We start from the raw sequence: 12,678 nt of genomic DNA on the forward strand, positions 1-12,678 counted from the left end.
TCATGAAAAGCATAGATATAGTCAAGTTAGCTTATAGAGCTCTTTTCGAGAGAAAAACTAGAGCTATCCTGACTATTTTGGGAATAGTAGTTGGACCTCTCATCATTACTACTATAACAGCGTCTGTTCAAGGGTTGAGCCAGTCCGCAATAAACCTTATTCTAAGAGATGTCTCTCCTGAGGCGATATTCGTTACCCCCCTCAACGGTTACTTATCATCTTATACGATCACACAACTCTCCCACTTAGATGGGGTAGTTTACGTAGTCCCGTTTTACACGATACCCGTAACGATCTATACTTCCAAAGGAGAGATTAGTACTACAATTTTGTCGGTTAACATCTATGACTTGCAAAAAGTCTTACCGGGGATTAGCATTTCAAGCGGGACAGCTCCTTCAGCTCAAAGTTATAATCAAGTCGCTATAGGTTACGATCTTCAGAATCCTCCTTCTCCTAACCAACCATCTCTACATGTAGGTCAGGAGATATCTGTGAGCGTAGTATTACCTAACGGTGGCCAAAAAACGGAGACTTTACTGGTGACGGGAGGGCTGAGCGATTTTGACATTAATCTAGGGACTATTATTATTAACAAAGCACTGATTATGTCTTATTCAATAGGCGAAGAGATATATGGGACAAAATATTCAGGAGCTATAGTTTTAGCTTCCTCACTACAAGATGTAAGTAAAGTGGTATCAGAGATCCATCAGTATTTGGGCTCTTATGTAAGTGTGAACTCAGCGCAAGACATAGTATCCTTTATAAACCAACAAGTAGTGTCCTTTAACCTACTACTACTTATAGTCAGCTCTGCGTCTTTTATAGTAGCTTTCATAAGTGTACTAACTACTATGATTACTTCTGTTGTGGAGAGGACTAGGGAAATAGGACTTTTAATGTCTTTGGGATTTGAAAGGAGACAAGTAATGCTAATGTTCCTATCAGAGGCAACAATAATGGGAATAATAGGAGGTGGAATAGGAACCATAGGAGGATACCTCAGCTCTTATGGCTTTCTCGACTTCCTTCTCAGTTCACCCCTCTTCAAGAATTTGCATGCCGAGCCAATATTTACCATTACCCAAGCTATAACCCTTTTCTTATTTATAGTTCTCATTTCCACTTTTGCCGGGCTGATTCCTGCGTATAGAGCGTCAAAAATAGAACCAGCAAAAGCACTAAGATATGAGGTTTAGACTTTTTAATAGCAAATTACGTGCGAACTCCCCTAGCTTGTTGTTTACCTAGTATTTTGATCTTCAAGGAAAAATTTACTGTTCAGTAAATAGTATCGTCACATAAACAAATTATATTATAACACACAGAGTTTTATCAGGTGATCAAATGAAATTAATTGAAATCACTAAAGATGAAATTAAGGGTAAGATTGGCCTAATGCCTTTAGGAAGCATAGAACAACACGGGCCCCATTTACCAATGGGAACAGATGGAATTGTAGTTGAATGGATAGCTCAAAAAGTTGAAGAGAGATTTAGAGATGAAGTACTTCTCTATCCTACCTTATATTACGGTTGTTCTAAAGAACATTACGGGTTCCCCTTCCTCTCAGTGGGTTATTTGAACATGATAAACTTCTTACTAGATATTGTTAATAGCTCAAAAAACGCGGGAATTTCCTCTCTTATAATCGTTAATGGTCACGGAGGAAATGAGTCCGTATTAGACATAATCAGAAGAGAAGTTAATATGAGTAATGATAACTGTTTTAAACTCCACATATTCTCTATAGCGGGGAGATATAGAGACCTCTTTCCAAACATTATAGACATGCACGCTGGCTCAGTAGAGACTTCCAGAATATATGCAATTAATAGGCGACTGGTAAGAGAGGACAAGCTAAAAGAGGTAGACGACTTCACTATAAAAGATGGAGTATTTAAGATGATACCCACCAGCGAGGCAAACAAATACGGGATTATTAACGTTGGTGGCAGGGTGGAGATTGATGAAGAAAAGGGGAGAATGTCGCTAGAGAGTTCTGTTAAAGATCTCTCAGACTTAGTACGAAAAGTCCTTGAGCAAATAAAGAACTGTGGTAACAATGCTTAAATTCAAAAGGAGAGAAAGTCAATCTTAAAATGACAGAGTTTGAACGATATTAATAAGATATCGCTTATAGGAGCATTTAGAGCCTTAGGCGGTTCGTTAGTCTGGCCTTTTATAGGGTATGCACTCTACTCAGTTTACAAATTACCGCTCACATTTGTATCGATTTTCTATCTCTTACAAGGTATCTTAGGTTTAATAGCGTACTATATTGGTGGGATCCTTACAGACAGTTTGGGAAGAAGGAAGAGTATGACCATAGCGATAGTACTCTCCTCAATTTCGCTTCTTCTGGCCTCTCAAATATCTCTCCCAGTTTTAGTCTCATCTCTTATTCTAGTACAAACTTTTTTCAACGATATATACTTCGTCTCTTCTACATCGATCGTCGGCGATATGTTTGAAGATAAACTCGACAGTTTGATCAGAGCGTTCAGCAGACAGAGGGTTGGGATCAACGCCGGTTGGGCTGTTGGACCCCTCATTGGTGGTTATATTTTTCAAGTACTTGGCTTTAATAAACTCCTATTCATTGCATCAATTATAGCCTTAGTACCCTTATATTTCGTGAGGATGCTACCAGACTTTAAAGGAGGTGTTGAAGTGTCATTTAAAGTCTCAAGAACACTATTAACGTTTCTTGTCCCTACTGCACTAATATTCATGCTAATGAGTCAACTGGGCTTTGGTTTAATCACTTATTATACAACAATCCCTCATTTCTCAGTACTTCAAGTGAGTTTGCTCTTCATGGTAAACGGCTTAATGATAGTAGTGCTTCAGGACTATATAGGAAAATTGATAACAGACGTCAAAAAATACTTGCCGTTAGGGTGTCTTATTTACGGGGTTTCATACTTCTCGATAGCTTTTATAACAGACTACGTAGAAGCTGTGGTAGACATAATATTCATAACCTTAGCTGAAATCATAGTCTCCCCTCTAGTCCAAGCTGTAGCAACATCATTAACCGAGAGGAGACAGAGGGGAAAACAAATAGGGGTTTTCGGTATATTTACTTCCTTAGGAAGAGTTCTGGGCTCTTCTCTCACCAGTTACTTAATGACGTTCTTTCTTTACTCTCCCGTCATTTTGTGGGGGTTGATTAGCTCACTAGGATTTATTTCAGCCCTACTCTTCTTCCTCTCATTAAGATCATTCAAACCAGCTCAGAGTCAAATACGCTGAATTTTTTACCAACTCAACTACATTTAACATTTCGTTCTTAGTTAGCCCCTCCATGAATACTATTTTGGCTATTTGAACCGACTTCGGTGTTTCGGCATCAGGTGGGATGAGGAAAAACTCTACGTTCATCCTCATTAAGTCTTTTTTAATGTTCTTGAGGAGTGACTGATCCTTCTTAAGTTTTGCAGAATCGAAGTCAACAACAGTAGTTACTATATAATACGTAGAGTTAGGATTAGTTCTAATGACTGAAACCTTTACTCCTTCACCTACTGGGGGAGAAATGACGATGTGAAAGTAAAAATTACCGCTGGTTACCTTCTCAACTTTCATTCCTAGTTCCACGAACCAATCAAAAATTTGAGAATCGGATACCATCACGTACACCTCAACGCTGAATCTCCCATTGAAGAATCGACTTTATGTTGTGCCGTACTCTCTGCTATACTCTTAACTGTCTTAATTACACTGTCGGGCTGAAGGTTTGAGGGGAACATGAAAGCCTCTCCTTTCCTATTTAACCAGTGGGCTTTCATATTTAAAGACTTGGCAACCAATATGTCGTATGGGTTCGAGGATACTAACATTATTGAAGGTAGGGGCGAATTAACCCTCTTGCCTACGTATTCGAAGAACTCCTTTGAAGGCTTGTACCTCTTTACGTCATCAGCTGATATTACGTCTTGGATAAAAACGTCCAAATTATTCCTCACAAGTATTTGCTTCACTAACATTTTGTCTAAGTTTGTGACCACGTAGAGCCTCGCCCTATAACTCAACTCCTCAAGAAATAAAGCGTCCTCATACATAGGCGATCTAAGTATCTTCTCCCTCCATTCTTTATGAAGTGAATCTAATATGGCGGAATAACTCACGTATACTCTAGCTAGAGAGTACGCATTCAACACGTGTTGGGTTTCCTTTAAAACCGAGTAAAGTTTTTCATCGCTTACCTTGATCAAGTTTTCGGTTACATTGAACAAGATTACGTACATTTACAACACCTTCTTTTTACCAGTGGCATTTAGATAACTCTCTAACCACATCTTAGTTAACTCCTTCTGTTTACATTCATTACATACATCCGTATATTGAGCTGTGCCAGGGTAACCGTATTGAATTAATAGGCTATCTACCTTCCCCTTTATCTTTACAGTACCTATAGGCTTCCCGCAGTACCTGCACTTGGTCACCTTAGCCTGGTTTACTCTAACTTTTTGTAATTCCCTGAACTTAGCCAGTCTCTCTACTTTTATGGCGTTCTCAGGACAGTTCTTAACACACCTCTGAGAACCTATACAATACGGTATGTTGTAGTCTAGTGTCGTGAGGTCGTTCACTGTTTTCATATCTGGGACTAGCATCTGGCAAGCCCTAACACATACCCCACAAAGTACACATTTATCAGGATTTACCTCCACGAAATATACACCCGGGACTTCTACCTCAGGGTTAACTTTTACCTTCTTGTCCATTTCCTCCAGAGCCCACAAGTAAAGCGACCGCCTTCTGTAACGGGTTAATGCGACACCCTCAGGGATTTCAGACTTAGGTAGCTTATTTTCCACTAGGGGTATTTTATCACCGTGCTTAACCTTCACAATCTTCAACTCAGTCCCGGGGAAGACGTCCGGTATTTCCTCAACTCTCTTCTTAGCAATGTCGTCTTTAGGATCGTACAAAATGACTGGTATTAGACCTGCTGCAAATGTAGCAAATACAAACGAGTCATGGACTGAAGCCACGTTAGGTACAAGAAGAGGGAAAAGACCTTCCTCCAGACTCACGGTTTTGTCCGAAGTGAAGACTAACCCTAACGATTTTCCCTCGGCATTATAATTACGCACTATTTCGTTCACAAAGGATATAAACTGCTCCGTGGTAAGGGAAGGCATTTCTAAGTAGCCCAAGTACCCTTTCGAAGTACAATAACCACAGCCTGTACAGTCTTGGGGTGAAGTAATTGTCACACCTTCAACAGCTTTCGCGATCAGACCTTTAGGACAAGACTGAATCAAAGTGTTTATCTCCCTTTCAAAGGTTAAAGCGTCGAACAGTACCGGATACACTTTGTATTCGTAAAGCCTAAACTTAATAAGGGAACGCCGTGTTACAGTAGTAGTTTTTACTGGCTGTAATCTGTAAACGAAGTCTTGTTTAGAGAGTTTCCTCACATACGCCTTTAGTAACGCCTTATTGTAAGACGGACTCTTTCCGATAAACCAAGAGAGGGGTAAGACCTCGACAGCTAAGGGACTTATACCCAGTTTTTCGTCAACCGATGAGACAAAGTTCTGTTCGTCCTTTTCAGATACAACAAGAAGTCCTTGAAGCTCGTTGGATTTAACATCCTCTGCCAGATATTCTCCGAACTCTGCAACGTAAGGTATATTTGTCTCTTTGTATATATCAACGAGAAGTTGATCGCCTAATTTCTCCCTGGCTGTCTTAGTAACTATGAGCCCTATCCTCAATTTCCTTCCCCTATGAGATATTCTTTCTCGGCTTCTAACCACTTTCTTAATTCCTCGCAGACTACCTTGTATATATCAGCCCTCTTGTCGTTTATGACGTCATTTATCCAGTCTGGTATCCAGCTGTATATATGAGTAGTAAAGAAGTTCCTTTGATCTGCTTTATTCTTGTAGAGGTCTCCTCCCTTCTGGAGGATCTCTATTTCCTCTTTTATTAGCACACTCATAAACGCGAGGATCGTAACTATGTTATCAGGCTCCGGTTGGAACTCGCCTAACATATAGTTGAGCCTAATATTCCTCGAACGCAAGAACCTCAACATATCACTATATCTAAAAGTAGCTACTTTTTCTCCCATCAAAGAGAAAAATCTCTTACTCTCCACAGGTGTCAAAGGTTTTATTCCCAGACCGGTAAGGAAAAGAGTTGAATATTCGATAAGTAAATCCGACTTATTGGAATTGAATATCTTGTCCTTTATACGTTCAACGTTTACTATGCTCTTATCTATTCCTAAGGAGGAAATTTTCTCAAGTTTTTCCTTCATTTTATTATAATCCTCATCATAAAAATTGTAATAAAAAAGCGTGGAGAAGAGATCATAAATCAAAAATCTTAATGAAGCTTGATCAAGCGTGGAAAGAGACATAAAAAACACCTTTAACTTGAAGAGTTAGACGAGGAGGAAGAAGACTGGTTTTGTTCTGTATAAGTAGAGTTATTACCTTGCGCCCCGAGGATTACGACTCCGTTAGACGTCCAGACATTGTAGTATTCTGACTGGCTTAATAGTTCTACATCGTTGTCTGCTGCATACTCGCTACGCCAAGGTAGATATCCGCTTGCTGGATTAGCACCGGTCTCTGGACCTAGTACAAATCCTCCTTTATCTATAAACAGAATATTACCGGGGTCTGTAGGATCTAATCTATCCGCCCATATTCTTGCCTGAACCATACATCCGTGAATACATGCTGGAATCCTCTCTTCTGGAGGCAGTGTTGGATCGTAAATTCTGTCAAAACAGTGAGTACACTTCTTTGTTACTCCTTCAATATAGTCAAAGAATCTGTTACCATAAGGACATGCATAAATACAGTACTTAGTTCCAATACATTCTGTGTAGTCTACTAAGACTATACCATCTTCAACTCTCTTGAACGTAGCACCTACTGGACATACTGGTACACAAGGTGCATCCATACAGTGGAAACAGTTGATTGGAATGTTGTATACTTTCGTTTGCGGGTAATTACCTACTTCTACATACATTACTCTAAGCCAGAACATTACGTCAAGATCTCCATAAGGATTAAGGTCAGGAAGGGGTCCAAACATTCCCGAAGTATTCCACTCTTTACAAGACATTTGGCAACCGGCACAACCGAAGCACTTATTTAGATCTGTTATTATTGCATAGTTTTTCTTATTACTATATGGTATTCTGTGTTCTACTCCACCTTGTCTTATATCTAGAGTGATTTGTGGGGTTTGGTTTGACGACATTTGATTAGAGGACATGACCTTTACACCTCACACGGGAATTGAGAAAGAAAAAAGGGAGATCAACTTAGCGGTTCACCCGCAAAACCATATCTTATCTTATAATTACCTAACTGGTAGTTGTTCTGAGCTAATGAATAAGGTGCTACGAAGCTCCATATGGAAGTGTTCTGCATATTATTAGCGTCAAATCTTAAGTGTGGGACATCTACGGGCTGGGCGAAAGGTGCTCCGTTGCTGGCACCGGATATACTTATTTGTCCACCCATCTGGTTTATTATCACTGTAAGTATGTCTTGATTGGAAAAGTCTTGACCCATGTATATGAACTTGTTCGCGGTAACCTGAACCCTATTAGCCCCGCTAGCAACTCCAACTATCTTGATCCTGCTGTCGTGCCATGAAGTCTGTCCTGTTATCGGGTCTAAGTACATTATTGGGTAGGCGTTATCCGTCTGAGGAGATAGCTTTCCTCCTCTTGAAGCGGGCATGTAAAGTATGTTTGCCCAGTTGTTTAACACACTGTATTTAACTTGTGGAGAGTCGGGTGTCATTCCTCTGAAACCTGGTAGGGCTTGTGCCGACACTATTACCCACGCTGCTCCGGGTCTGGTCGCGTTGTCCAGAAAGGCTATAGCGGTGATTGTAGTCCTTAAACCTCCAGACCAAGGCTCGTTTACAGCCTCAAATTGAACAAAATCTCCGGATTTAATGCCCATGCTCTGGACATAGGGATCTGCTGAGCTCAACATCACCGGTGTATAAGGCACTGTCGCCATAAGCCACGGTACGTTGAAAGACCAAGTATGATATGTCCTATCATGTCTCCTAACGAAGAATGTTAACGGATACTCGCTCAGGTTTATCCCGTCAGGGGTTATTTCGGAGTTCCAAGCTGGTGGTGGGGAATAGCCTCCGAAAGGCTTGTAGTAGTCCAATATGTTCTTAGCTAAAGCTTGCCCGTAAGAGTCGTTGGGCAAGACACTCTTTACTAGGAATTGCTGGTTCCCGGTTAGTTTGTAATAGTAGTAATACGCCGCGTTATATCCAGTCCACTTACCTGCCGCAGCAAGCCTGAACTTCTGTAAGTATTCGAGATATATCTTGTGGATCCACGGTAAGCCTATCCCTCCGTATCCACCAGGCATGTACTTGCCCCAACCGAGGAAGTAGAGCATGTTTACGTTTCTCATATATCTAATTGAAGGCGGTAAGACGTAGACAGCTCCGCCCTTGCCTACCTTGACATAGCCAGGGTTGATCTCGTCTATTGTCATCATGCCCGGAGCGTAAGTGTTTATTATGTCCTCAAGCATCTTCTGAAGACCGGGCTGGAATTGTACTGGAATTCTGAAGTAGTGCTCTATACCTGCAGATCTCTGGCTTGCCGATATCTTGTAAGTAGTAGCTGTGGAGAAAGTCTGTCCTTGAGGTACATTATTTAAAATTTGATTGATTACGTCTTGCTGGTTAGCACCAGCTGGCACAAACGAAGCGTATAACTTCAGCTGCTGCGGGTTAGGGATTGGTTTTCCTTCCTCATTAGCCAATATGTACTGGAAGTTGTTACCGTATCCAGCTATCAAAGTCCCGGTCTCTAATATATACATCCCAGTAGTTATCATACCGGGCTGTCCTTGTTGAAGTATTGTAGTTCCAGTCTCAGGATCGTGTATAGTTACCGGGCTTATCAATGGTAAGCCAGTAACTGGGTCTTGTGTAGTGTAGTGAGGACAATTCGTCGGATCTATAGTATCACCTTGTTTCGGATAAATCCTCAATATCCAAGCTAAAGTCAACATAAAGTCTCCGTTGGACAGTACTGGATACATCGCCGGTAAGACTGGCCAGTTGAGAGAATCTGAAGGTCCTTGAGGTAAACTTGTAGGCCTATCGTGGATGGAGTGGAAACCGTATATTTCTAGGAATGACAAATCAGGTATAATAAGATCTACTACGTTGTTTGTCTCTTGCATAAATAGATCAATACTTATGTTAAACGGAACAATGTAGTTACCGTTCTGGTCCTTCTCGGTCACTTTTTGTAAAACGTCAGTTAATGCGTAAGCGTTATTCCAATATGGAGTTGTTATGTACCACATTAGAGCTTCTGTTTTATATGGGACTACCATATTGGGGTACTTGTTCATCAAGTAAGCGGTGATAACGACTGCTGAATAAGACCTTTGAGTCGTTAGAGGTAACTCCCAGCTATATGCTCTATCTACTAAGAAGGGTCTTCCGTTCTTATATATAACTAGTTCGTCAGGACCGTCTGGGAAGCCGTAAGGACCGGCTCCAACAATTTTTACGCTCTTAATGTCCACAGTACCATCGTTATATATGTATTCCGTTTTTAGGAAACCTGCTCTCGTCTTGGGGTTGTTTAGGGTCATTCCACTAGTTGCACTTGCAATATCTGGGTCAATTGTAGGTGTGTTTGCCAGAGGATGAGGAGGAACTGCAACTCCGGGGGAGTAGTGGGGAAGGGGATACTTGTAAAGGTCGGCTCCAGGGTTATCCCACGCTCCTACCATTAATACCAGATAATACATCGCTGCAGCGCTCATGAACCCGTTGGCGTGAGCGGAAATACCTCTCATGAAGTATATTGATACCGGCCTACCAACAACGTTGTCATGGAACCTACCTAGATAGTCTATCCATTTCACAGGCTCATAAATTGCCTTCTGGAAGGCGGTCGTTGCTATCTCATTTGCAATTCTCACTACAGTATTATGAGGTATACCAGTAACCTCAGCTACATTTAACACACCGTATTGTGGGGATTGCCCGCTGGGAGTATACGGGTCGTAATTCAATAATTCAGCCCTTAATAACTCGAAAGCTGTAGTTACTGTTAGGTTAATAGTCTCACTTGAGTCCAAAGCCTTCGGAACTGTTACTTGAATAGCCGGGACTTTGACTGTTTGCCCGTTCTTCAATTTATAGGGTACTTGTACGATCTGTGACTGCTTCTGCTGAGGTAACTCGTCTAAAGTTAATATCGGCATAACACCACTCTGCCACGGTGTATCAACGTAAGAGTAAACGTTCCCATCAGAGCCCATTATTGCCTCTAGCCATGGGTGTGAACTCGCGTATTGCTGGTTCTGTACGGGCATTCTTAAGTGTAATCCTACATTATTACCTGCGGTAGGATCAGTTGGGTCTAGACTGTCACCATTCTGCGGGTTAGGATTTACTATCACTAACCACGACAAGTTAGTGTAATATCTCAAGAATTCCTCATCTATGTGAGGGAATACAGCTGTGGAAGGAATGTCTCCTAATTGAGGTAATTGTACAACTTGTCCACTTGGCGTTACAGTCTGCATTATGAGCTGACCGGAAGAGGGATCATAGGCTGGTGATACCGGCTGTAAGGTCTGCGGGTTAAGGACATTTGAACCTTTGCTCGCCTTATATACGTAGTAGTGAAAGTCAACCAAAACTCTTATCCAACCCATAGCTAAGGCTCCGTCTGTTGCAGGGTTTATGAACAAATGCTCATCCGAAACTGAGTAGAAGCCAAATCTTTCAGGGGCAATAGTTACTACCTTTCCGCCGTTCTCCCTGATCCTTGCGATAATCCTCCTCATCCAGTTAGGGAAATGGTCCCCCGCGAGACCAGCTAAGATAAAGTACTGGGCTCTTTCCTCATCAGGACCTGCATATTCCCATACTGGCGCACCCGTAATATATACTCCTGCTGTATACACGTTCATTGAACAGAATCCACCGTGTGCACCTGCATTAGCTGTACCGAAATTACCGGCGAAGAAACCTGCATCGATACCAGGTGTTAATTGGTCTCTTCCTTGGAAATATACTAAAGCATGAGGATTAGTCTCCCTTATAGCTTTAAGCCCGGGGAAGTTGCCTACACCTAGTTGTTGTGGATTCAACCCTATTTTGCTCCAACTCTGTGCGTTAGTTCCATTTACTATAATGTCTATTGCAGTATCATAATCGATTGCCATCCATTTTCCTGATCCTCTATCGCCAGCTCTTATTAGTGGGAACCTCAACCTAGCGGGAGCGAAATAGTAGTAGACGTCTGAAGCCCCCCTCGGACAAACTCCTCCATCATTTATGTGCCAACCGATAGTCCCAGTAACGAATCTCGGGAAGCCCATAGGAGTCCTGACTATCTCTATCGAGCACCTTCCTAAGCACTGGAAACAGTTCCCGTATACGACCTCGTCAGAGGGATAGTTAAGGGTGTAATGATAGCCTTCTTCTTGAGAGTTGAATAATTTACTGGCTATCGACCCTGAGTTGAGAATTATCGCAGTTGTAGCTGCAGTTATACCGCTTATTTTGAGAAAGTCCCTCCTCGTTAGCTTTAAATTGCTCATTTCTCTCAAAACCTAGTTAATTTACCTCATTATATATAGTTTCACTTCACTTTATTAATATAACTGGTCAGAAATATTTTACGACAAAAGATCCTCTAATTGACCCCTAACACTCGAGTCTAGAGATACAGCTTTTTCAGCTATTGCTTTCGCACCTGATAGGTCTCCTAACGCTTTAAGAATTCTGGCTTTTAGGGCTAAATATTGTGGGCTGTTCTGAGATAACCCCAAGGCTTTGTCGATAAACATTAACGCGTCCTGATTTAGTGATAATACGTGATAACATAAAGCTACATGATAAGCATAATCCGGGTTATTAGGGTCGAGTCTCAAGGCTGTCTTATACTCAGAAAGAGCCAATTTATGAAATCGTGTCTCGTAATATATTCTACCTTTCAGGGCGTGTAGTGCTGGGTCGTCCTTCTTAAGGTCAATAGCTTTATTCACTTCCGAAAGTGCATCCATCTTTAAACCTACATTATAATAACACAGAGCCTTCATTAGTCTGGCCTCTACATTTTTCGGATTTAATGCTAACACGTCATTTATATATATAGTAGCGTCTTCGTATTCGCCAAGAGCGAAGAGGATTTTTGCCTTTAGGTACTTATAATCGTAGCTTAGAGGCATGATTTCCAGAGCTTTATTAATGTTTTCTAAAGCATCCTTCAATTTGCCTAGGCTGTATTGATACTCGGCTAAAGTGTAGTACAACACGTGGTTATATGGGGACTTTGATATTCCGGCTTTAAGCTCATCCTCAGCCTCTTTTTCTCTTCCTAGGCTTCTGTAAGCCTCGAATCTCAAGTAATCGGCTTCACTTCGGGTAATCCCTTTTAATTCGTCGAGAGCTTCTTCATATTTCTTAGCCTTTATAAGAATGAAAGCTCTTGAAAGTCTGGACTCTTCGTCCTGACCTTGAATTAACTTAAGTGCCTCGTCATATTTTCCTTGGGACAGTAACTCCTCTATTTCCACATTGCAATATTCATCAAAAATAGGTATATAATAACTTTATGAGTCTTTAGTACTTGAAAATATGTATATTCATTCATATTAATTTTCCGGAGTGAAGGTT

The 12,678-nt window shown here is 41.2% G+C and carries 10 protein-coding genes; 3 read left to right on the top strand and 7 right to left on the bottom strand.

The window, feature by feature from the left end; all coding sequences use genetic code 11:
* The first annotated feature begins 2 nt into the window (after positions 1 to 2).
* The 3 genes from WIW72_RS10675 (at position 3) to WIW72_RS10685 (ending at position 3,261) form a co-directional block, all read left to right on the top strand.
* Complete coding sequence (locus WIW72_RS10675) at positions 3 to 1,202, top strand: ABC transporter permease (RefSeq protein ID WP_337702713.1); 1,200 nt, start codon at positions 3 to 5, stop codon at positions 1,200 to 1,202.
* A 148-nt stretch (positions 1,203 to 1,350) separates the two neighbouring features.
* Entirely contained in the window at positions 1,351 to 2,076 is a 726-nt protein-coding gene (locus WIW72_RS10680) for a creatininase family protein (RefSeq protein WP_337702715.1), read from the top strand.
* 39 nt (positions 2,077 to 2,115) lie between these two features.
* Entirely contained in the window at positions 2,116 to 3,261 is a 1,146-nt protein-coding gene (locus tag WIW72_RS10685; RefSeq protein ID WP_337702718.1) for an MFS transporter, read from the top strand.
* On the opposite strand, the gene WIW72_RS10690 is transcribed toward WIW72_RS10685, so the two are convergent.
* The 7 genes from WIW72_RS10690 to WIW72_RS10720 form a co-directional block, all read right to left on the bottom strand.
* Positions 3,229 to 3,639 carry a DUF2299 domain-containing protein gene (locus WIW72_RS10690; RefSeq protein ID WP_337702721.1) on the bottom strand — a complete coding sequence of 137 codons (411 nt, stop codon included), beginning with the start codon at positions 3,637 to 3,639 and terminating at the stop codon, positions 3,229 to 3,231. The two genes, WIW72_RS10685 and WIW72_RS10690, sit on opposite strands and share 33 nt — an antisense overlap.
* A complete protein-coding gene (locus WIW72_RS10695) occupies positions 3,639 to 4,256 on the bottom strand; it encodes an HAD family hydrolase (RefSeq protein WP_337702723.1) in 618 nt (205 codons plus the stop codon). The genes WIW72_RS10690 and WIW72_RS10695 overlap by 1 nt, the downstream gene beginning before the upstream one ends.
* Complete coding sequence (locus WIW72_RS10700) at positions 4,257 to 5,735, bottom strand: 4Fe-4S binding protein (RefSeq protein WP_337702725.1); 1,479 nt, start codon at positions 5,733 to 5,735, stop codon at positions 4,257 to 4,259. It abuts the gene before it with no gap.
* Positions 5,732 to 6,385, bottom strand: coding sequence for a TorD/DmsD family molecular chaperone (locus WIW72_RS10705; protein WP_337702726.1), 654 nt, complete (start codon positions 6,383 to 6,385; stop codon positions 5,732 to 5,734). The genes WIW72_RS10700 and WIW72_RS10705 overlap by 4 nt, the downstream gene beginning before the upstream one ends.
* A gap of 11 nt (positions 6,386 to 6,396) precedes the next feature.
* On the bottom strand, positions 6,397 to 7,242 hold the full coding sequence (locus WIW72_RS10710; RefSeq protein ID WP_443295019.1) for a 4Fe-4S dicluster domain-containing protein: 846 nt from the start codon (positions 7,240 to 7,242) through the stop codon (positions 6,397 to 6,399).
* A 59-nt stretch (positions 7,243 to 7,301) separates the two neighbouring features.
* On the bottom strand, positions 7,302 to 11,600 hold the full coding sequence (locus WIW72_RS10715; RefSeq protein WP_337702730.1) for an oxidoreductase: 4,299 nt from the start codon (positions 11,598 to 11,600) through the stop codon (positions 7,302 to 7,304).
* Between the two features lie 78 nt (positions 11,601 to 11,678).
* Positions 11,679 to 12,578: a tetratricopeptide repeat protein gene (locus tag WIW72_RS10720; protein ID WP_337702732.1), complete on the bottom strand. Its 900-nt coding sequence runs from the start codon at positions 12,576 to 12,578 to the stop codon at positions 11,679 to 11,681.
* Positions 12,579 to 12,678 lie beyond the last annotated feature (100 nt).

The organism is Stygiolobus sp. CP859M, from assembly GCF_037389975.1.
Classification (GTDB): domain Archaea; phylum Thermoproteota; class Thermoprotei_A; order Sulfolobales; family Sulfolobaceae; genus Stygiolobus.

Excerpts from the sequence above, each read along its gene's own strand:
- WIW72_RS10675 (WP_337702713.1), top strand. The coding sequence starts at position 3 with ATGAAAAGCATAGATATAGTCAAGTTAGCTTATAGAGCTCTTTTCGAG.
- WIW72_RS10680 (WP_337702715.1), top strand. The coding sequence starts at position 1,351 with ATGAAATTAATTGAAATCACTAAAGATGAAATTAAGGGTAAGATTGGC.
- WIW72_RS10690 (WP_337702721.1), bottom strand. The coding sequence starts at position 3,639 with ATGGTATCCGATTCTCAAATTTTTGATTGGTTCGTGGAACTAGGAATG.
- WIW72_RS10695 (WP_337702723.1), bottom strand. The coding sequence starts at position 4,256 with ATGTACGTAATCTTGTTCAATGTAACCGAAAACTTGATCAAGGTAAGC.
- WIW72_RS10705 (WP_337702726.1), bottom strand. The coding sequence starts at position 6,385 with ATGTCTCTTTCCACGCTTGATCAAGCTTCATTAAGATTTTTGATTTAT.
- WIW72_RS10710 (WP_443295019.1), bottom strand. The coding sequence starts at position 7,242 with ATGTCGTCAAACCAAACCCCACAAATCACTCTAGATATAAGACAAGGT.
- WIW72_RS10715 (WP_337702730.1), bottom strand. The coding sequence starts at position 11,600 with ATGAGCAATTTAAAGCTAACGAGGAGGGACTTTCTCAAAATAAGCGGT.